Origin of the sequence: Amycolatopsis echigonensis (assembly GCF_002846615.1) — a bacterium.
In the GTDB taxonomy this organism is placed as follows: domain Bacteria; phylum Actinomycetota; class Actinomycetes; order Mycobacteriales; family Pseudonocardiaceae; genus Amycolatopsis; species Amycolatopsis echigonensis.
Map to the genome: position 1 here is coordinate 6,894,253 of NZ_PJMY01000003.1, position 18,919 is coordinate 6,913,171.

The 18,919-nt window shown below is 70.5% G+C and carries 19 protein-coding genes; 14 read left to right on the plus strand and 5 right to left on the minus strand.

The genetic code is table 11. From position 1 onward, the window contains the following. Positions 1 to 81: 81 nt before the first annotated feature. The 6 genes from ATK30_RS37515 to ATK30_RS37540 all read left to right on the plus strand — a co-directional run bounded on the left by ATK30_RS37515 (position 82) and on the right by ATK30_RS37540 (position 6,317). Entirely contained in the window at positions 82 to 1,176 is a 1,095-nt protein-coding gene (locus ATK30_RS37515) for a DUF917 domain-containing protein (RefSeq protein ID WP_101439477.1), read from the plus strand. Continuing rightward, the gene (locus ATK30_RS37520; RefSeq protein WP_101439478.1) at positions 1,173 to 1,892 is read left to right on the plus strand and encodes an SDR family oxidoreductase; all 720 of its coding nucleotides are present in this window, start codon (positions 1,173 to 1,175) and stop codon (positions 1,890 to 1,892) included. Before ATK30_RS37515 ends, ATK30_RS37520 begins: the two co-directional genes overlap by 4 nt. 14 nt (positions 1,893 to 1,906) lie before the next feature. Continuing rightward, complete coding sequence (locus ATK30_RS37525) at positions 1,907 to 2,977, plus strand: DUF917 domain-containing protein (protein WP_101439479.1); 1,071 nt, start codon at positions 1,907 to 1,909, stop codon at positions 2,975 to 2,977. Continuing rightward, on the plus strand, positions 2,974 to 4,461 hold the full coding sequence (locus tag ATK30_RS37530; protein WP_101439480.1) for a PucR family transcriptional regulator: 1,488 nt from the start codon (positions 2,974 to 2,976) through the stop codon (positions 4,459 to 4,461). Before ATK30_RS37525 ends, ATK30_RS37530 begins: the two co-directional genes overlap by 4 nt. A 58-nt stretch (positions 4,462 to 4,519) precedes the next feature. After that, positions 4,520 to 5,386 carry a helix-turn-helix transcriptional regulator gene (locus ATK30_RS37535; RefSeq protein ID WP_101439481.1) on the plus strand — a complete coding sequence of 289 codons (867 nt, stop codon included), beginning with the start codon at positions 4,520 to 4,522 and terminating at the stop codon, positions 5,384 to 5,386. 79 nt (positions 5,387 to 5,465) lie between these two features. Continuing rightward, positions 5,466 to 6,317, plus strand: coding sequence for an oxidoreductase (locus ATK30_RS37540; RefSeq protein ID WP_101439482.1), 852 nt, complete (start codon positions 5,466 to 5,468; stop codon positions 6,315 to 6,317). A 56-nt stretch (positions 6,318 to 6,373) separates the two neighbouring features. Here the strand turns inward: ATK30_RS37540 and ATK30_RS37545 are convergent, their stop codons facing one another. Beyond that, entirely contained in the window at positions 6,374 to 7,603 is a 1,230-nt protein-coding gene (locus ATK30_RS37545; protein ID WP_101439483.1) for an alpha/beta fold hydrolase, read from the minus strand. A gap of 613 nt (positions 7,604 to 8,216) precedes the next feature. Next, complete coding sequence (locus ATK30_RS37555; protein WP_101439485.1) at positions 8,217 to 8,510, minus strand: hypothetical protein; 294 nt, start codon at positions 8,508 to 8,510, stop codon at positions 8,217 to 8,219. Between the two features lie 120 nt (positions 8,511 to 8,630). Here ATK30_RS37555 and ATK30_RS45835 point away from each other — a divergent pair, with 120 nt between their 5' ends. Beyond that, positions 8,631 to 8,819 (plus strand): hypothetical protein, encoded by a 189-nt coding sequence (locus tag ATK30_RS45835; protein WP_158242555.1) that lies wholly within the window; start codon positions 8,631 to 8,633, stop codon positions 8,817 to 8,819. A gap of 147 nt (positions 8,820 to 8,966) precedes the next feature. Here ATK30_RS45835 and ATK30_RS37565 read toward each other — a convergent pair whose 3' ends face one another. Beyond that, positions 8,967 to 9,584, minus strand: a complete 618-nt coding sequence (locus ATK30_RS37565; protein ID WP_101439486.1) for an RraA family protein — start codon at positions 9,582 to 9,584, stop codon at positions 8,967 to 8,969. Between the two features lie 66 nt (positions 9,585 to 9,650). On the opposite strand from ATK30_RS37565, the gene ATK30_RS37570 reads away from it, so the two are divergent. Then, complete coding sequence (locus tag ATK30_RS37570; RefSeq protein ID WP_101439487.1) at positions 9,651 to 10,151, plus strand: methylated-DNA--[protein]-cysteine S-methyltransferase; 501 nt, start codon at positions 9,651 to 9,653, stop codon at positions 10,149 to 10,151. An 873-nt stretch (positions 10,152 to 11,024) separates the two neighbouring features. Here ATK30_RS37570 and ATK30_RS44870 read toward each other — a convergent pair. Beyond that, the gene (locus ATK30_RS44870) at positions 11,025 to 11,399 is read right to left on the minus strand and encodes a hypothetical protein (protein ID WP_143271470.1); all 375 of its coding nucleotides are present in this window, start codon (positions 11,397 to 11,399) and stop codon (positions 11,025 to 11,027) included. Positions 11,400 to 11,475: 76 nt separating this feature from the next. Between ATK30_RS44870 and ATK30_RS37575 the strand changes: the two genes are divergently transcribed. The 4 genes from ATK30_RS37575 (at position 11,476) to fgd (ending at position 14,944) form a co-directional block, all read left to right on the plus strand. Continuing rightward, positions 11,476 to 11,814, plus strand: coding sequence for a hypothetical protein (locus ATK30_RS37575; RefSeq protein ID WP_143271471.1), 339 nt, complete (start codon positions 11,476 to 11,478; stop codon positions 11,812 to 11,814). A gap of 82 nt (positions 11,815 to 11,896) precedes the next feature. After that, complete coding sequence (locus ATK30_RS37580) at positions 11,897 to 12,271, plus strand: YciI family protein (protein ID WP_101439489.1); 375 nt, start codon at positions 11,897 to 11,899, stop codon at positions 12,269 to 12,271. Positions 12,272 to 12,400: 129 nt separating this feature from the next. Then, positions 12,401 to 13,834, plus strand: a complete 1,434-nt coding sequence (locus tag ATK30_RS37585; protein ID WP_244194967.1) for a glycoside hydrolase family 76 protein — start codon at positions 12,401 to 12,403, stop codon at positions 13,832 to 13,834. A 105-nt stretch (positions 13,835 to 13,939) separates the two neighbouring features. Then, on the plus strand, positions 13,940 to 14,944 hold the full coding sequence (gene fgd / locus ATK30_RS37590) for a glucose-6-phosphate dehydrogenase (coenzyme-F420) (RefSeq protein WP_101439490.1): 1,005 nt from the start codon (positions 13,940 to 13,942) through the stop codon (positions 14,942 to 14,944). A 248-nt stretch (positions 14,945 to 15,192) separates the two neighbouring features. Here the strand turns inward: fgd and ATK30_RS37595 are convergent, their stop codons facing one another. Continuing rightward, on the minus strand, positions 15,193 to 17,652 hold the full coding sequence (locus ATK30_RS37595; protein WP_244194844.1) for an SdrD B-like domain-containing protein: 2,460 nt from the start codon (positions 17,650 to 17,652) through the stop codon (positions 15,193 to 15,195). 208 nt (positions 17,653 to 17,860) lie between these two features. On the opposite strand from ATK30_RS37595, the gene ATK30_RS37600 reads away from it, so the two are divergent. Both ATK30_RS37600 and ATK30_RS46625 read left to right on the plus strand, forming a co-directional pair. Continuing rightward, positions 17,861 to 18,589, plus strand: coding sequence for a hypothetical protein (locus ATK30_RS37600; RefSeq protein ID WP_220818227.1), 729 nt, complete (start codon positions 17,861 to 17,863; stop codon positions 18,587 to 18,589). Positions 18,590 to 18,629: 40 nt separating this feature from the next. Next, the gene (locus ATK30_RS46625; RefSeq protein WP_244194845.1) at positions 18,630 to 18,854 is read left to right on the plus strand and encodes a hypothetical protein; all 225 of its coding nucleotides are present in this window, start codon (positions 18,630 to 18,632) and stop codon (positions 18,852 to 18,854) included. Positions 18,855 to 18,919 lie beyond the last annotated feature (65 nt).

Genomic DNA, 18,919 nt, shown 5'->3' on the forward strand with positions numbered 1-18,919 from the left:
AGTTTGCGAGCGAAACATCGGCACTGATGCTTGCGCCGCCGCGAATGTCATTGGCGTAGCTCCTTTTTCGGCGGTGTGGGCATGAGCTGGATTCTGACCGAAGACCACCTCGAAGACCTCGCCCGCGGCGCGGCCGTCCTCGGCACCGGTGGCGGCGGCGACCCGTACGTCGGGCGGCTGCTGGTGCGCGAGGCGATCCGCGAACACGGACCCGTCACCGTGCTCGACCCGGACGACCTGGACGACGACGCCCTCGTGATCCCGACCGCGCAGATGGGTGCGCCGACCGTCGTGCACGAAAAGCTCCCGAACGGCGCGGAGCCCGAACTTGCCTTGCGGGCGCTGGAAAAACACCTCGGCGCGAAGGCCGGCGCGACGATGCCGATCGAATGCGGCGGGATCAACTCGATGATCCCGCTCGTGGTCGGCGCGCGCCTCGGGCTGCCGGTGGTCGACGCCGACGGGATGGGCCGGGCGTTCCCGGAACTGCAGATGGAGACGTTCGGCGTCTACGGCGTCCCCGGTTCGCCGATGGGCATCGCCGGGGAACGCGGCGAAACCACGGTGATCGACACCGGCGCCGACAACCGGCGGATGGAATGGCTCGCCCGCGGGATCACCATCCGGCTCGGCGGCGTCGCGCACATCGCCGAGTACGCGATGAGCGGCGCGGACGTGAAACGCACGGCCGTGCCGCGGACGCTTTCGCTCGCGCTGAGCGTCGGCCGGGCGATTCGCCTTGCCCGCGAGGAGAATGCCGACCCAGTGGCGGCGTTGGCGACCGCGCTCAGAGACACGCTGTACTCGCATCTGCGGGTGTTGTTCCGCGGCAAAGTGTCCGACGTGGAGCGGCGAACCGAAGAGGGGTTCGCTCGCGGACGTGCCGCGGTCGTGTCCTTCGACGGCGAGCACAAGCTGGAAATCCTGTTCCAGAACGAAAACCTGGTGGCGCTCGTCGACGGCGAGGTGCGTTGCCTGGTCCCCGACCTGATCTGCGTGCTGGAGGCGGAATCCGCCGAGCCGATCACCACCGAAACGCTGCGCTACGGGCAGCGGGTCACCGTGGTCGGGATCTCGACGCCGCCGCTGATGCGCACCCCGGAGGCGCTGGCCACGTTCGGCCCGGCGGCCTTCGGGCTGGCGCACGACTTCGTGCCGGTGGAGGTGGTTTCGTGAGCTCGCTCCAGGGCCGGGTGGTCGTGGTGCTCGGCGGCGGTTCCGGGATCGGCCTGGAGGTCGCCCGGCGCGCGACGGCGGCGGGCGCGCTCGTCCGCCTCGGCGGCCGGACCGGCGACAAACTGCGGGCCGCCGCGGCGGAGCTGGGCCCCACCGTGACCTGGCAGGCGGTCGACACCACCGACCAGGAGTCGCTGGCGGAGTTCTTCGGCGCGCTCGACCGGGTGGACCACCTGTTCACGCCCGCCGCGTCCTACACCGTCGGCCCGATGCGGAACTTGACCGACGCGGAGGCGGAAAGCCCGTTCGTCACGAAGTTCTGGGGCCAGTACCACGCGGTGAAACACGCCGCACCGAAGCTGTCGGACGACGCTTCGGTAGTGCTGATGTCCGGAGTGGCGAGTGTGCGTCCGCCAGCCGCGGCCCCGGCGTACGTGGCGTGCAACGCGGCGATCGAAGGGCTCGGCCGTGGCCTCGCGGTGGAACTGGCACCGGTACGGGTGAACGTCGTCTCGCCGGGCACGATCGACGGGAACCTGTGGGCCGGGCGTCCGGCGGCTGCGAGGGAGGCGAGCTTCGCGCAGTACCGCGCGGACACCCTGCTGCACCGCGTCGGACGGGAGTCCGAAGTGGCCGATGCCGTGCTGTACCTGTTCACCAGCACTTACACCACCGGCTCGACGCTGTATCCGGACGGCGGCTACAGCTTCCGCTGATACGCTGACCAGCCATGCGCATCACCGCCGCGGACGTGCCGGCACTCGAACGCGGCGTCGCGCTGCTCGGGTCCGGCGGGGGCGGCGACACTGTCACCGCGGCGGTGCTGTTGCGGCGGCTGACCGAATCCGGCCGCGAACCCGTCGTGCACCGGATCGCCGACCTGCTGCCGGACACCCTGGTGGTGCCGACCGGGATCGTCGGCGCGACCGCCGCCTTCGCCGAGAAGCTGCCCAGCGGAGACGAATTCGCTTCGGCGATCGCGGCGATCGAACGCTGGACGGGGCAGCGCGCGCAGGCGCTGATGACCATCGAGATCGGCGGTCTCAACGGCCTGCTTCCGCTGGTCGTCGCCCAGGAGCTGGGTCTGGCCTATGTGGACGCGGACCTCTCCGGACGCGGCCTGCCGCGGCTCGACCAGTTCTCGGTCGCCGCGACCGGCCGCGGGGTCGCTCCGGCGGCGATGGCCGAACCCGGCGGCCGGGTGGTGGTGCTGGCCGCGGCGGCCGACTCGGTGGTCGAGAACGGGGTCCGCGCCTTCCTGTCCAGCTCCGGCGGCTGGGCGGCGATCGCGCTCGCCCCGATCCCGGCCGGCGAACTGGCCGACCACGCCGTCCTCGACACGACGAGCGAGGCGCTCGCCCTCGGCGCCCGCGTGCTCGCGGCGGGGGAGAGCCCGGACCTCGCCGTGCTGGAAACCGCCCTCGACGGCCAGGTACTCGCCCGCGGCCGGGTGCTGGAGGTGTCGCGGCACATCGGCCCCGGACAGCACGGCCACCCCGGCTTCGGGCGCGGCTCGGCGACCTTGACCGATCATCGCGACGGCGCGTTGCTGCGGCTGGAAATGGAGAACGAGTACCTGCTGGCGCTGCGGGACGGCCTGCCGGTGGCGTCCACTCCGGACGTGCTGTCGGTGCTCGACCGCCGCACCGGCGTCCCCCTGCAGTGCGACGCGATCCGCGCCGGGGTGGAGGTGGACGTCGTGTGCCTCGCCGCGTCGCCGTTCTGGACCGATCCGCGCCGCCGCCCGCTGCTGGAGCCGCGCGCGTACGGAATTGACTGCGATCCGGTGGTAGCCCCGTGATTCTCCGCCAGTTGCTCGCCCTGCCCTCGTGGGCCGGCTCGGTCCGGGTGTGCTCCGGGGAGTCCGGTTTGGACCGTCCACTCAAGACAGTCAAAGCCGCGTTGGACGCGTCCGGTGCCCCCGCGTCCGGAGAGCTGGTGGTGGTCGTCCGCCCGCTCGGTTCCGACTGGCAGATCGACGCACTCCTGCGCCGCTGCGCTGACTCCCAAGCCGCCGGGGTCCTGCTCCCCGGAACCGAACCCCTTGCCGCGTCACGTCTTCTGGCCGAACGGCTGTCGGTGCCGCTGCTGGTGACGTCCGCCGATCCGCTCGACCTGCTCGTGGACGCCCGCCTCGCGCTGGCCGCCCCGGACATCGACCGCGCCGAGGCAGTGCTCGCCGCGCACCGGGCGCTGGGGGAGCGGTTGCGGCCGCCCGAGGAGATCGTGACCGTGCTGCGGCGATTGCTGGATGCCCCCGTCGCTGTCCTCGACGGCCGCGGCGAGGTGCTCGCCGGAGAACTCGCTGAGGCCGCCCGCGTGCGAGTGCACGAGCCAGTCCCGCAACGCGTCGCCCTCGCGGACGGGGTTCTGCTCGCACACCCGGCCGAATCGTCGGTGTGGCTTGCCGCCGAGCTGACCGGAGCGAAGTCCCCACGCGCGGACGTCGTCGCCGCGACGCTGGCCGTCGCCGCCGGCGCGGTGCAGCGCTGGCTGCTGGCCCACCGCCTGGAACTGGAACGCGATGCCCGTTCCCGGTCCGCCCTGCTGGGCGACCTGCTGCGCCAAGACACCGAACCCGGTGCCGACCTGCGCCGACGTGCGGCGGATGCGGGCTGGCGACTCGGCGGCTGGCACGTCGGCCTGCGCATCGGCGTGCCCGCAGACGTCGACACGGTCTCCCGCACGCAGGAAGTCGTGCGTGCGCTCCGGGCGGAATCGATCGACGCCGTCACTGTCGAACACGGCGAGGGTTGGACCGGCTGGGTCACCTTCGAACAGGAGCCGACCGCGGAACGGGTGCGGGCACTGTCCGCGCGGCTCCGCGCCGTGCACCGCAGCCTTCGTCGCACGTTCGATGCGCACCTGGGTGTTGGCCGCCCGCACGCCGACGGCCTCACCGCGACAGTCGCCGAAGCCACTGACGCCGCTCGCCTCGCCGCAACCCGCCCGGAGACCGGGCATTTCCTGCACGTCGACCAGCTCGGCATGGCCCAGCTGCTTCTGGAATGGACCCGCACGGACACCTTCGAGCCCGCCGCGCGTGCGTTGCTCGCCCCGCTGGTCTCGGTGCCCGGCGACCTGATCCGCACTCTCGCGGCGTACCTCGACGCCGAGTCTTCGCTCGCCGAAACCGCGACTGTGCTGGGAATCCACCGGAACACCGTCGCCGCGCGGATCAGCCGGATCGAGCAGCTGCTGCACGTCGACCTGTCCCGGCCGGACGAACGGCTGGCCCTGCATCTGGCCGCCCGCGCGGTGATCCTCGCCCGGCCCGCTGAGTAGTACCGGCAGGGCCAGCTACCGCCTTGGTGATCGCCTGGGCGGAAGGCAGACTCGGGGCATGGGCAAGAACGACCTGGGCGATTTCCTGCGGGCCCGCCGCGGCGGGCTGACGCCGGACGAGATCGGTCTTCCGGCCGGACCCGGCGCCGGACGGCGGGTCTCCGGCCTGCGGCGCAGCGAGGTCGCGCAGCTGGCCGGGGTGAGCACCGAGTACTACACCCGGCTGGAACAAGGCCGGGCCCGGCAGCCGTCCGAGCAGGTGCTGCACGCCCTCGGCGACGCGCTGCGGTTCGACGACATCGAGCGGCGGCACCTGTTCGCTCTCGCGGGAGCCACCGCCGAGCGCACGGACCGGGCCGAGCATTCGTCCCGGCTGCGTCCGGCGCTGCGGCAGGTGCTGGACTCGATGGAGCTGGCGTCGGCTTTCGTCAGCGACCGGAACCTCACCGTCGTCGGCGGGAACGCGTTGTGGGCGTTGCTGTTTCCCGACGTGGCCGCGCTTCCGCGGCGGGAACGCAGCATGGCGCGCTGGACGTTGCTGGACCCGCGGGCCCGCCTGGTGTGGCGGGACTGGGAGCGCGTCGCCCGCGACTACGTGCACGGGTTGCGGCTGGCCGCGGCCGCGCAGCCGCGGAACCAGCACATCGCCAACCTGATCGGCGAGCTGATGATGCGTTCGCCCGAGTTCCCGGCGTGGTGGTCGGAACACCGCGTCCAGGAACGCAGCAGCGGCCTGAAACGCTTGCGCCATCCGGTCGCTGGCGATCTGGAATTGCAGTACGAGATCTTCGCGTCGGTCGCCGATCCGGGCCAGTCGATGGTCGTCTACAGCGCACCGGCCGGTTCGCCCTCGCAAGAACGGCTGCGGCTGCTGGCCAGCTGGGGCCGCGAACCCGCCGCTGAACGGGACCCCGCCGAGTCCTGATCTTCGCTCTCACCCAGGCCCCGCCGAACCCGCGGGGTCCATGCCGTCCTGCCCACTCACCACGAAAGGACACTCCGCTGTGAGCAAAACGTTCCTGATCACCGGCGTCAGCACCGGCCTCGGACGGGCCGTCGCCCGGCGAGCCCTCGCCGCCGGACACCAGGTCGCGGGCACCGTCCGCACTGAACAACACGCCGCCGATTTCCGCGCACTGGACCCCGAACGCGCCCGGGCCTTCGTCCTCGACCTGACCGACGCGGACCGGATCGAGCCCACGGCGCGAGCGGCCGAAGCGGAACTGGGCCCGATCGACGTGCTCGTGGCCAACGCCGGATACGGGCTCGAAGGCACCTTCGAAGAGTCCTCAATGGACGACTTGCGCCGTCAGTTCGAGGTCAACGTCTTCGGCACGGTCGCGACGATCAAAGCGGTCCTGCCCGGCATGCGCGAACGGCGCGACGGCCAGATCTTCGTCATCACCTCGATGGGCGGGCACACCACCTTCCCGGGACTGGCGTTCTACGAGGGCAGCAAACACGCCCTGGAAGGCATCACCGACACCCTCGCGCAAGAGGTCGCGCAGTTCGGCGTGCGGGTCACCGCCGTCGCTCCCGGCGCTTTCAAAACCGACTGGGCGGGCCGGTCGCTGGTCCGCGCCCCGCGCAGCATCGCCGACTACGACGCCCTGTTCGACCCGATCCGGACCCGCCGCCAAGCCCTCGCCGGCCAGGGCATCGGCGACCCGGACCGCGCAGGCGACGCGATCCTCTCGCTCCTGGACGAGGAAAACCCGCCCGTGCACCTCCTGCTCGGCTCGGACGCGCTGCGCCTGGTCACCGCCGGACGCCGGCGCGTCCAGGAGGACTTCGACGCCTGGCAGGACCTGACCCTCTCCACCGATTCCGTCGAAGGCGGAGTGACGGTCGCCTGACTCTGTCCGTGCGGGAGCCCCAGGGCAGAGTCCCTCAGGGTCCCCCGCACGGCAGGTCAGACGCGTCCGCGCACCAGGTCGATCAACCGCCCGAGCACGTGATCGCCCGACGCGCGCAGGCCGTTGTGCTCGTACTCGCTGGTGATCCACGGCCGGAGCGTCGGGATCAACCGCGCCGTTTCCTCGGAGAACACCCGCTCGACGTACATGTCCTTGGCGTAGATCGCGGCGGCGGCCGGGACCGTGCACTCGCGCAGCACGTCGGCGTCGTACAGCCGCGGCCATTCGTGCGCGGCGAGCAGTTCGGCGGTCTCCTTCATCGGCCGGAGGCTCTGGAAATCGTCGAAGAGCCAAGGGAACACGTGCTCGCCGGTGAAGAGCGTCCGGTCGGTGCGGAACTCGTCCGGCAGCACGCGCTCGGCGGACCAGCGGGTGGCGAACCCGTCGGAGTAGGACGATTCGTGGATGACCGAGTACAGCGGATTGCGCCCGGTGAACGGGAGCGAGCTGGCGACGTCGTGCGCGAAAGCGGGGGACCTCGGGTCGCGTTCGAGCAGGTAATGCAGCGTCTCCTCGCCGCCGCTCGTGCCGAGGACGTTGCCGAGCTGCCGGAACAGCCGCACGGTGAGCGGACTGCCGTCGGGCAGGGTCACGGCCCCGTCGTCGAGCAACGGCAGCAACGCCTCGACGCGGTCGCGATCGCCGGGGTAGCGGCGGTAGTACTGGCGGTTGCGCTCGAGCAGATTGGCGAACGTCGCGGTGTAAACGTCGTCCGGATGCCGCCCGATCGGCGGCAGCCCGCCGGTGAAGAACGCCTCGGCCAGGCCGTCGGGAGCCTGGGAAAGGTAGGCGAGCGTGCAAAACCCGCCGAACGACTGCCCGAGCACGCTCCACTTCTCGACGCCCAGCTGCCGTCGCACGAACTCCGCGTCGCGCACGATCGCGTCCGCGCGGAAGTGCGTGAGGTATTCGGCCTGCTCGGCCGGCGTGCCGGGCAGCGTGCCGACCGGCGTGGAGCGTCCGGTCCCGCGCTGGTCGAGCATCAGAACCCGGTACTCGCGCAACGCCCGCGGCAGCCAGCTCGGCGTTCCCCGCGACGGCCGCGGCGCTTCGTGCCCGGGACCTCCTTGGAGATAAACGAGAAACGGCCGGTCGAGCCCGTCTGGATCGGCGACCTCCCGCGCGAAGACGGTGATCTCCGCGCCGTCGGTACGGGAATGGTCGAGGGGAACGGAGAACTCGTGCTCGGTGAGCACCAGGCCGGGAACGCGCACGGTGGTTGCCATAGGGGCGATTCAACCAGAACGGGCGTGGGGGAGGCCACGGAAATTGGCGGATCTTGTCTACTGTGGACAGTCAGGGCGAGTGTTGTTCTGAAGCGGCCTTCGCTGGCCTGCGGTCGTGAAGTGGCGAAGGTGCGCATTGACGCGGCAACGCGGGCAGGTGTTCCACGTCGACGTGGCTTAACGTGCGGCGCGCGCCACCGGCCTTGCTGGTTTCGAGGAAGCCGCCGCCTCGCTGATGTCGCGCGACGGTACCCGCCTGCTCTTCGCCGACATCGACGACCCCGCCGGAGCCGCCTCCGGCCAGCAGGGTGTGCGGCTCCGCCAGGCTTGTGCGTCGAATGCCTGGTTGTTTACCGGGCCGCGGGGCGCGATGCCGATGGAGCGGGCGCTCTGCGGTTATGCATGGAACGCCTGGTGCCGGTACTGGTTGCTCGGGAAGGCGCTACACGTCACCCGCCAGGCGCGGAGCCCTTAACCTGCGGGTCTGCGCGGCAACCGCCTGCCCAGCTTTCCGCCGTCGCGCCCGGTCCGGGCGAAGCCGGATCGCCCGGCACCCTCGCCAGTCTGAACTAGCTCCGCCCGGCGCAGGCGTCACCCGCGCCGGGAAACGGTGTTACTCCTTGCCCATCGACCGGCGGATCTCGGCCAGCTTGTCCTTGGCCGCCTCCTTGCGGTCGGCGATTTTCTTGTCCAGCGACTGCAGGTCCTCCGGCCCGCCGATTCCCGCCAGCTCCTGTGCGCCGACCGAGGTGGTGTACCGCTTCTCGATCCGGTCCCGCACGAAGTCGAACGACGGCGCGCCGTTGTCGCTGTAGTCGGGTTCGGGGAGATCGGCGGGCGGCGTGCCGGGGCTCTCCACGATCTCCGCGTCGAGCGGCTGCTGCTCGCCGGGCTTGTCCGCGCTCATCGTCTCGCCTCTTCCCAGTTGTCGGCTCCGCCTTCGACCCTAGCCGACCTCGCGCGGGCGGGCGGATGTTTCGCCGCCGCCGGTGTGCGGTAGCCCATCAGGGACAGAAAGGAGTCCGCGATGCTTCGCCCCCGCTCGACCGCGCCGCCCGCCCCGCCCGAGCCCGTCCCGCCCGGTCCGGTGGAGCCCGATCCGGTGACGCCGGGACCGGATCGTCCGCTGCCCGACCCCGAACCGCTCCCGCCGGAATCGGAACCCGGCCCCGAACTGGCGGTGGCCGGTCCCTTGTGGACAGTCCGGCCGGAATGAGGGTTCCGGAACTGCCCAGACTCCGGTGGCCCGGGAAGCCGACTCGCTGCCAACCGCGTTCTCGGGAGAGAACCGCCCGCTAGCACCGCCGCTGACCAGTGCTAGCGGACTGAACACTCCGCAGCGCCACCCGCCCGGCCATGCGATTCAGCCGCGAAACCCGCCAGCCTCCAGCGCCGCGTCCACCTTCGCGCGGTGCGCCTCCGCCCACTCGTCGAGCGTCTGCGCCTCCTCCTTGGCCAGCTTCGCCCGCGCGTCCGCCAATACCTGCGACGCCTCGGGCCCCGGCACCACGACCACGCCTTCCTCGTCCGCCACGACGATGTCCCCGGCGTGCACCGTCACCCCGCCGCACCGAGCGGGCTCGCCCAGCGGCGTCACCGCGGCTTTCGTGCCGGGGATCGGGATCACGCCGCGCGCGAACACCGGGAAGCGCGCCTCGCGGACTTCCTGCAGGTCGCGGATCACGCCATCGAGAACGAAGCCCGCGATGCCGCGGCGCTGGGCGGTCGCGCAGACATTGCCGCCGGCGAGTGCGTAGTCGACGTCGCCGGATTCCGCGACGATCACCGCTCCGGCGGGCGCGCGATGGATGGCCGCGTGCAGCATCAGATTGTCGCCCGGCGGGCATCGCACCGGGTACGCGGGCCCGGCGATCCGCGGCACCGGCCCCCACAAGGGGCGCACGCCGTAGTCGAGCACCTGGCCGCGGCCGAGCAAGTCGGCGAGCGTCGTGGTCGGGATGTCGGCGAAACCGTCGTCCATGGACGGCGATGCTCTCACGCGCGGCCCGGCCGGATACCGTTCCGTGGCACCGATCACGGAGGACAGATGGCTTTCCGGCACACCGTCGTCGCATCACCGGTCGGCGACCTCACCCTGGTCGCCGACGGCAGCGCGCTGGTCGCCGTCTATTTCGACGGCCACAGCCGGACCCCGCGCTTCCCGGACTTCGGCCCGCGCACCGACGACGGTTTCGCCGCTGTGACCCAGCAGCTCGACGAGTACTTCGCCGGTCAGAGGCGAACCTTCGACCTCGAACTCGACCTGCGCGGCTCCGAATTCGAGCGCCGCGTGTGGCAACTGTTGACTCGCATCCCCTACGGCGAGACCCGCACCTACCGCGATCTGGCCGTCGAACTGGGCGAACCCGGCGCGGCACAAGCGGTCGGCAACGCGAACGGCTGGAATCCGCTGAGCATCGTCGTGCCCTGTCACCGGGTGGTCGGGAGCAGCGGCGGTCTCACCGGGTATGCGGGCGGCGTCGACCGGAAACGGTTCCTGCTGCACCTGGAAGAACCGCCCGCGAACGACGCCGGACGGCTGTTCTAACGGACCCGCAGTGCCGGTGCTGCGACAGGACGGGGCGGGCCGAAACTTGCAGTGGCTGCAGCTGTGCGTACGCCTCGCCTAGTTCGGATGCGTCCGTTCGGGCCACTCCGCCGAGTGTCGCGTTCTTCCGGCACTCACTCTCCGTGTCACCTATGTGGGTGACGGTTGACTGCTCAATAACCTCGCATGGGGTGACGCTCTGTGTATTACCGTTTGAGAGTGCGTGCGCTGGACCCGAGTTTCTCCGTATGGCGACTGTGCGAATGAACGTGCATCTTCCCGTGTCAGAGCCGGTTATTCGCAGTTGACGGACTCGCCGAGAGGTCTGGACAAATCGTCGCCGGAGTGGCCGTCGGAGGTCGGACCAGCGACCGCGAAGAGTAGCCAAAACCGTCACTCGAACCGTTGGGCGACGCTGAGGGACCGTTCACCGCGACACTGCCAGTAGAACTGGTCGGTGACGCACCGTTTTCGCCAGGATGAGCGCATCCGGGGCCCGCGCCGCACGACCGCCGGGGTCCGGGGAGCCGTCGGAACCGGTCCGCCGGCCGGAAGAGAAAGGGATGACGACCTCATGACGGTGGTTCCCTGCCTCGCCGACCCGCCGCGCCGAGCCGGGCAGCCGCGCCAGACCGGCGAGCCGCCCGAAAGCGCGGCGCCGGTCCGGGAGCCCCAGCCGAACCGCCGGGGCAAGCCGGACTCAGCGCCCTGTCCGCGCGGTGTGGCGAAGCCGGAGAGACTGGCCCCGGCTGCAGAGGCGTCCCGGTCGGGAGATGCGGACGATGCAGCCTCCACTGCCGAGGCGGCCCGGGAACCAGAGGCAAGCGGCACGGCCAATGTCGACCCGGTTGAACCCAGCTCAGTCGATCCCGCTCAGTCAGCCGATGCGGCCGCGGTCAGCCCAGCCGGAGGCGCCGCGGCGAGCGGCAATGATGCGGCAAGCACGGTGCCGCAGCCAGCGGATCCGGCTGCCGCCAGCGCAGCCGGAAATGCTGCGGCGAGCGACACCGATCCTGCGAGCGCCGCGTCGCAGTTAGCCGGTGCGGGTGTGGCCGTGGGTGCTGTGGCGAGCGGCACCAATTCTGCATGCTCCGCGTCGCACTCGGCCGGTTCGGCGGCCAGCGCGGCTGGAGGTGTCGCGGCGAGCGGCAATGATGCGGCAAGCACGGTGCCGCAGCCAGCGGATCCGGCTGCCGCCAGCGCAGCCGGAGATATCGCGGCGAGCGGCACCGATGCCGCAAACACCACGCCGCAGTCAGTCGAACCGAACCGTCCCGCGGACTCGCTCCACCCTGATCCCCAGCATCCCGCCCGGGTCCGCGTCGTGGTCGACTGGGAGCCCTTCTCCCGGCCGCCTCGGCGCGTCGCCACGCGGGACGAGATGGTCGCTTCCGCGCACCGTGTTCTGGACCGCCGCAAGCGCGGCCGGCACCGCAAGCCCGACACCCGCGACCCCTGGACCTCCCGAGCCGCGGATTTCGTCGTCGCCTGGGCCGCCGCGCTCCGGATGGCGTTGCTCGTCCTCGCTGGAACCGCGTTCCTCGCCGGTCTCGTGCTGATGGACAGCCCGATCGCGGGCGTCGCGGTGACGTCGGCGACCGTCGCCGCGGGCGTCGCGGCGTGGCTGACCCGGCCGCGAAAGTCCCCCTCGCATCGTTGTTGAAGCAGGGTGTCGATTCCGCGCGAGGCCGTTCGACGAGGATGTGACGGCTGGACGATGCCAGCCCCGACCCGAGGAGCGGTCCATGCGTTTCCTGATGATGCACCGGCTTGACGAGAACGCCCCCGAGGCCTGGAACCCCACCCCGGAATTCATGGAGAAAATGGGCGCGTTCATCCAGGACTGGACCGAACGCGGCATCCTGATCACCGCCGAGGGCGTGCACCCCTCGGCGAAGGGCGCGATCGTCCGCAAACCCCGCGGCGCGACGCCGACGGCGACGGACGGGCCGTTCACCGAGGCCAAGGAGGTCATCGGCGGATTCGCCCTGGTCAACGCCGAGAACCGGGCCCAGGCCGTCGAGTACGCGAGCCAGTACGCGGACCTGTTCGACGAGATCGAGGTCGAGGTCCGCCAGGTCGTGGAGTTCGCCGACCTCCCGGACCTGGCGGGGAAATAGCCCAGCGCACCGGGCATTCGGCCGCATTCGCGCGCCAAGTCTTTGTCATGAGTTGACCCGCGCCGCGCCGCGAGCGGATCTTCGTCCTGGGGGACAGGGCGGGGATCCGAGGAGGCAGCGGTGCGGGTCATGCTCACGGTGGTCTTGACAACGATGTCAGCACTGATGCCGGTCCAGGCCAGGACACCCGCGCCGCAACCGGCGGCGAACCTCGTGGTGTGCGACAAATACTGCGACGACCGCGCCGCCGACCAGGCGTCCAGCGACCGGATCGCGGTCACCGCGCCGCTCGACGACCGCGTCCTCCAGCTGCACTTCGCCGACAGCGACCCGATGGGCTGGGCCGTCATCGACCATTCGCGTCCGGGCGACCGGGTGTGGCTCGACCGGTCCTTCGACGGCGGCGCGACCTGGGACGGCGGCGCACAACTGGGCCTGACGACCGCCCCGTCCGGGGTCGGCGGCTGGCGCACCCAGATGTACAACAACGACGACTGGCACAACCGCGGCGTCGGCGCTCTGCGCGCGTGCGGCGGCACGGTCGACACTGGACGGATCGCTTGCACGCCTTGGGCACGCACCCGCTGGAACGCCGCGAACCGCGCGCAAGCGGCGGCGACCGCGATGATGGCCCTGTACGACAACGGCACCGGCTACTTCCGCGAGGGCGGCGGCTGGGGAACAGCGGTGTCGCTGGCGGCGGTGATCCGCAACGCGTCGGTCAGCCGGATGGCCAGCTACGACTACGCGATGGCCACGACGTACGACAAGAACGTCAACGCCGGCCGCGGTCAGTTCCGCAACGAGTTCTCCGACGACACCGGCTGGTGGGCGATGGCGTGGCTCGACGCCTACGACCGCACCGGCGAGCAGCGCTACCTCGCGACCGCGAAGGCTGACGCCGACCACATGCAGACCTTCTGGACCGGCGACTGCGGCGGCGGCATCCGGTGGAAAGAAGGCCTGACGTACAAGGCGTCCATCTCCAACAGCCTGTACATCCAGGTCAACGCCACCCTCGCGGACCGCACCGGCGACGCGACCTACCGGAGCCGGGCGCAGCAAGGCTGGGAGTGGTTCCGCGGCAAGGGGCTCATCGGCTCGGACGGCCTGGTGGTGGACGGCATCGACGGCACGAGCTGCGCCGCGGTCGGCCAGCGCTACACCTACAACCAGGGCGTTTTCGTCTCCGGCCTCACCGCGCTGTCCAAGGTGACCGGAGACCAGAGCTTGATCGGCACCGCGCGTTCGGTCGCCGACTCCACGACCCGCACCGGGTCGTTCTTCACCGGGGACGACGGCATCGTCCACGACCCGGGCGAGGGCGCCAGCTGCACCGACGACGGGTCGTACTTCAAAGCCGGACTCGTCCGCGGTCTGTCCGAACTGGACGCCGCGACGTCCGACATGCCCTACCGGGATTTCCTGACCAGACAGGCAGATTCCGCCTACGCGCACTCCCGCAACGACTTCGACCAGTATTCGCGCTCGTGGTCCTCCAGCGCGGGCAAGGGGCAGGGCTGCCAGGCCGCCGCGCTCGCGCTGATGAACGCGACCTACTAGCCCCGTTAGTGACCGACAGCACACCCGCCTTCGCAAGGCCCATCCGGGTACGGTTGACGGTGCCACGGAATCCTGCGTGGTTCATGCGGACGGGGAAGGGCGATCGTGGAGCTGAAGGTCGGGTACAAGGCGTCGGCGGAACAGTTCGGGCCTCGCGAGCTGGTGGAGTTCGCGGTGCGGGCCGAGGAGCTGGGGCTCGACTCGGTGTGGGTGTCGGACCATTTCCTGCCGTGGCGCCACGAGGGCGGCCACGCGCCGTGGGCGCTGGCGTGGATGCCCGCGGTGGCGGAGCGGACCAGCCGGGTGCTGATCGGGACCAGCGTGCTGACGCCGACATTCCGGTACAACCCCGCGGTGATCGCGCAGGCGTTCGCGACGATGGCGCTGCTGTCGGGCGACCGCGTGATCCTCGGCGCGGGCACCGGCGAGGCGCTGAACGAGATCGCGGTGTCGGGCCGGGAATGGCCGGAGTTCAAGGAGCGGTTCGCGCGGCTGCGCGAGTCGGTGCGGCTCATGCGCGAGCTGTGGAGCAAGGACAACGTCGACTTCGAGGGCGACTACTACCAGCTGGTCAACGCGAAGATCTACGACCGTCCGGAGCGTCCGGTGCCGGTGTACATCGCGGCGGGCGGCCCGGTCGTGGCGAAGTACGCGGGCCGTGCGGGCGACGGCATGATCTGCACGTCCGGCAAGGGCATGGAGCTCTACACCGACAAGCTGATGCCGGCGATGGCCGAGGGCGCGGCCGCGGCTGAGCGCGACGCGTCCGGGGTGGACCGGATGATCGAGATCAAGATGTCGTACGACCGCGACCCGGAGAAGGCGCTGGCCAACACCCGGTTCTGGGCCCCGCTGTCGCTGAGCGCGGAGCAGAAGCACACCGTTTCCTCGGCGGAGGAGATGGAGCGGCTGGCCGACGAGCTGCCGATCGAGCAGGTCGCGAAGCGGTGGATCGTCGCCTCCGACCCGGACGAGGCGGTCGCGCAGATCAAGCCGTACCTCGACGCCGGCCTGAACCACCTGGTCTTCCACGGCCCCGGCCACGACCAGGAACGGTACCTGAGCCAGTTCGCCGAGGACGTGCTGCCGCGGCTGCGCGCGCTGTCCTGACGGATCTCGGGAAACGAACCCCCGTCCGGCTCCGGCTGGGCGGGGGTTTTCCGTATGCCGTCGATCATCGCGCTCGTCGCGGTCGCCGAGCCAGCGGTCGCGGCCGTGCGGACGGTCCGTCCACTCCGGACAGTCACCGGAAACCGCGCCAGGTCGCCCCGGCAATCGTGGCCGACATCGCGGATTGGCCGACACGACAACGGTGATCGAAGCCCGCCCATGATGCGCGAGCCTCGATCACCGGGCGATCACTCTTGCCTGAACCGCTTTCTCCGGCTCGCCACCAGGAACGCCGTGCCTCCGACGACGAGGGCTCCGCCGAGGATCAGCAGCATCGGCAGCAGCGGAATCCCGGTCGAGGCCAGCGAATCCGTGCCCGTCGCCGCGCCCGGCGCCGGGGGCTGGGCTGCCGGGGGAGCGGGGTTCGGGCTCGTCGCCGGAGGCGCCGACGACGTGGGCGGGCTGGGCGGCGGCGGAAGGTAGACGCCCGCGTCGATGGTGTGGTCGACCCCGCCTGCCTGTGCGGGGGCGGTCACCGGCGCGTAGCCGTTGCAGAGCCGTCCGGTCGCTGGCGGCACGACGTTCGAATCGTGCGCCCGGTCCGGACCGGCGGTGGGGAGCGTGAACCGCAGGTCGGTCGCGGGCGGCGTCCCGGGCACGTTGTCCGTCGCGGCGGTGCAGACGTCGAACTGCACCGTGTACTTCTCGCCCGGCTTCAGCTGGTACTCCGCCCCGACGCCGCCGAAGTAGTACTCGCCCGCCTTGTCGGTCTGGGTGCTGGCGACCTTCTTGCCGTCGGCGTCGAGCAGGTTCACCGTCGCCTTCGCGAGCGGGACCTCGTCCGTGCGGTTCGGGTCCTGGATGCCGTTGTGGTCGCCGTCGAACCAGACGAGGTTGCCGATCTGGATCGGCGCGTTCGCTGCCTGGTAGGCGATGTCGCCGAGCCCGCCCGCCTTGCCGAAGCTGTTGGCCGGGCCCACGAACGCGTACCCGTGCTTCGGATTGTCCTGCCCCGGCCCGATGCCGGTGCTGACGTCGTAGTAGCCGACGCCGTCGGAGCTGACGTTCTGCGCCGGATCCATCTGGGTGCTGATCGCCCACTGCTGCTGCGGGATGTAGGCGACCGAACCCTGCGCGGACTCCTGGTGCAAGCCGTTGCCGGATCGGCTCGGGTCGAAGAAGTCGCCGGGGAAGTACTCGACGACGCCCGGCGTCTCGTTGCCGTTCGTCTCGGGCTTGCCGTGGTTCGGACAGGCGCCGGTGCCTTCCCAGTCGTATCCGCCGCCGGGAGCCGCGCAGGCCATGGTGATGTCGCCGCCGGACATGCCGGTCGACGCCTCGTTGTGGTCCGGTCGCGGGTCGATGCCGGAGCCGAAGACGTCCATGAACCGGTCCCGGAAGCCGAGGATCATCGAGCCGTCGCGGGTGAAGGCCATGCTCGCCAGCTCGGGCTGCGGGTTGATGCCCGGCCCCGGGGCCGGGCTGGGCCCGTGGTGGGTGAACTTGTCCCACGAAGAGAACGAGGTGTCCCACGGGTTCCAGTGGTCGGTGTCCTCCTCCTGGTATCCCGCGATGACGTACCCGCGGAGATAGTCGAGGCGGTGCTCGAGCACCGGCGTGAACTTCGTGCCGTCGTAGGTGTAGACCACGGCCTTCAGATCCTCGCGCCGCTTCGTGCTTTCCGCCGAGCAGATGCCGCCGACGTACAGTTTCGCGTCGTGTGCGGCGACCGCGAACGGCCGCCAGTCGTTGGGCACGGCGCACTCCGGAGCCGGAATGGGGACGGTCCTGTCCGGTTCCGCGGTGGCTCCCGTCGCGTCGAAACTGACCAGGCTCCGCGTCGCCAGGCTGACCGCGTAGAGCGTCTTCCCGTCTTCGGTGAGCGCGATCCCGCCGAGGCTTTCCTTACCGGGCACGTCCACGAAATGCTCGTCCTTGCGCAGGTCGACCGCGCCGTGCTCGGTGACCGCGGCGTCCGGCACTTTCGCGAACAGCTGGGGCGCGCCGCCGCCCAGCGGCGTCGTGTAAATCGCGCCGCCGCCTTCGGGACCGTAGGTGGTAAAGCGTTTCGCGAACGCTGACTGGAAAATGCGCTCGCGGTATTTGTCGTACGCCAATCCCCATGTGGTGCCGACTTGCGCCTGGGTGTTCAGCACGGTCGGGCAGGCCGAGTCGGCCGGGCAGGTGCCGCGGAAGGTACGGTCGAACGCGACCAGGGCGCGGCTGTTCGGGTCGGGCGCGCTGCCGTCGCTGTTGACCGCCGGGCTTTGCACCGGCACGTAATAGCGGGCGTCGGGCAGCGTGTGGTCGGCCGGGTTCCAGACGCCGGTGATCACCGAAACGTCTTTGCTCTCCCGCAGATCCACGAACGTCGTGAAACTGTCGAAGTGGTTTTTCTCCGTCGACGCGGGCGCGGCCCGCAAATACGCGCGATACGGATCCGGAACGGAAACGTCGACCCGGTACCGGCCGCCGGCGAGCGGGGCGGAGGGGTCCACGACGACCTTTCCCGCCGCGTCCGTCCGCCCGCGCACCTGATGTCCGGCGGGGTCGGTGACCAGCACGGACATCCCCGGTTGCGGGGTGTCCATAGTGGCGTTGACGATTCCGGTGCCGAAGAAATCCCGGAGCACCTGGACGGTCAGCGTGCCGTCCCCGGCGGCCGCGGCTGTGCCGCCGGTGACCGTGATCGCGCTGCCGCCCAGCAAGAGGGCAGCGGCCGCTGCTCGGGTCAGCCTGAATCTGCCGCTCGTTCTTCTGCCACCTCGGGTCATGACTGCGGGATCTCCGTTCTTTGCGCGGAATTTTCGCGCGGCGTGCCGCAAAGTTGTAACAGTGAAGCAGAAAACGGTCTTGCCGGGTACGGCACTCGGATACAGGACCGGGTGAATCAAAACCCTGCTACGGTCACTCGCTGTGCCTGTCAAACGGATCGCGCGCCGCTGGGTCGTCCTCGCCGCGGCAGTGACGCTCGCGCTCGGCGCGGGAATATTCTGGTATGCCTCCGACGGTTCCGCCGATTCAGGCCCGCGCGCGGTCACCGCGGACGAGGCGAGCCGGCTCGCGATCGCGCGGTTCCGCAATTACCAGAAGCAAGTCCGCGCGGTGGCGATCAGTGTGCCCGGCGCGGCGGGCGAACTCGAGATCACCGGTTCGGCCGATTACCGCGCCAAGGCCGGCTACGGAGTGCTGAAAGGCAAGGGGCGCAACGACTCCGGCAATGGTCTGATCCGGTGGACGGCCAGCCGGATCGAACTGCACCCGCTGTCCGCCGTCCCCGAGTTCCCTCCGGAAAAACCGCCGGCGGACGGCTGGTTCGCCCGTCCGCTCGACCCGACCGCGGGCGCACTGGACCGCGCGCTGGCCATTGTTCTCGGACTCGGCAACGACCGGCCGGACAACGCGCAATTGCTGCCGCAGAACGGCGCCGAATGGGTAGCGGCCGATCAGGTGAACGGACATCCGGTCGACGTCTTCACCGGCCCGGATTCGCGAGAGCGGCCCGGCACGGCGGAATCCGTCCGGTACTGGCTCGACGCGGACGGCGTCATGTTCCGGGTCCAGACCGCGATCCCGGGGGAGGCGAAACCGGTCGTCATTTCCTTCGACACCCACGAATCCACTGCGGTGCCGCTCGCGCGCTGAGTTGCGTGAGGGTGTGGCGACCGCAGCAGGGGAGACGGCCATGGCTGGATTTCCGTGGCCCGCAACTGGGATCGTTTCCTTTCAGGTGCGGGCGGCCGGGGGAGAGGTCTGGCAGCATCCAGAACACGCGAGATTCGAGGACGGTCGCGGCTCGCGCATTCGACGGTTGCGGAGGTCTGGTGGCCGCGACCTCCGCATCGGCCTCGCGTGCGGGCTCCTCGTGGTCGTCGTCGGCTTCGTGCTGAACGCCGCCGAAATCGCCTAGCCTCGTTTCGCCAGCCAGCATGGCGCTGCTGCCTGGGTTTCGTTCGAAAGTTTCGCTGAGCCGAC

Bases quoted from the DNA above. Each gene is read 5' to 3' on its own strand.
- ATK30_RS37515 (WP_101439477.1), top strand. From the start codon at position 82: ATGAGCTGGATTCTGACCGAAGACCACCTCGAAGACCTCGCCCGCGGC.
- ATK30_RS37525 (WP_101439479.1), top strand. From the start codon at position 1,907: ATGCGCATCACCGCCGCGGACGTGCCGGCACTCGAACGCGGCGTCGCG.
- ATK30_RS37535 (WP_101439481.1), top strand. From the start codon at position 4,520: ATGGGCAAGAACGACCTGGGCGATTTCCTGCGGGCCCGCCGCGGCGGG.
- ATK30_RS37545 (WP_101439483.1), bottom strand. From the start codon at position 7,603: ATGGCAACCACCGTGCGCGTTCCCGGCCTGGTGCTCACCGAGCACGAG.
- ATK30_RS37555 (WP_101439485.1), bottom strand. From the start codon at position 8,510: ATGAGCGCGGACAAGCCCGGCGAGCAGCAGCCGCTCGACGCGGAGATC.
- ATK30_RS45835 (WP_158242555.1), top strand. From the start codon at position 8,631: ATGCTTCGCCCCCGCTCGACCGCGCCGCCCGCCCCGCCCGAGCCCGTC.
- ATK30_RS37565 (WP_101439486.1), bottom strand. From the start codon at position 9,584: ATGGACGACGGTTTCGCCGACATCCCGACCACGACGCTCGCCGACTTG.
- ATK30_RS37570 (WP_101439487.1), top strand. From the start codon at position 9,651: ATGGCTTTCCGGCACACCGTCGTCGCATCACCGGTCGGCGACCTCACC.
- ATK30_RS37580 (WP_101439489.1), top strand. From the start codon at position 11,897: ATGCGTTTCCTGATGATGCACCGGCTTGACGAGAACGCCCCCGAGGCC.
- ATK30_RS37585 (WP_244194967.1), top strand. From the start codon at position 12,401: ATGCTCACGGTGGTCTTGACAACGATGTCAGCACTGATGCCGGTCCAG.
- ATK30_RS46625 (WP_244194845.1), top strand. From the start codon at position 18,630: ATGGCTGGATTTCCGTGGCCCGCAACTGGGATCGTTTCCTTTCAGGTG.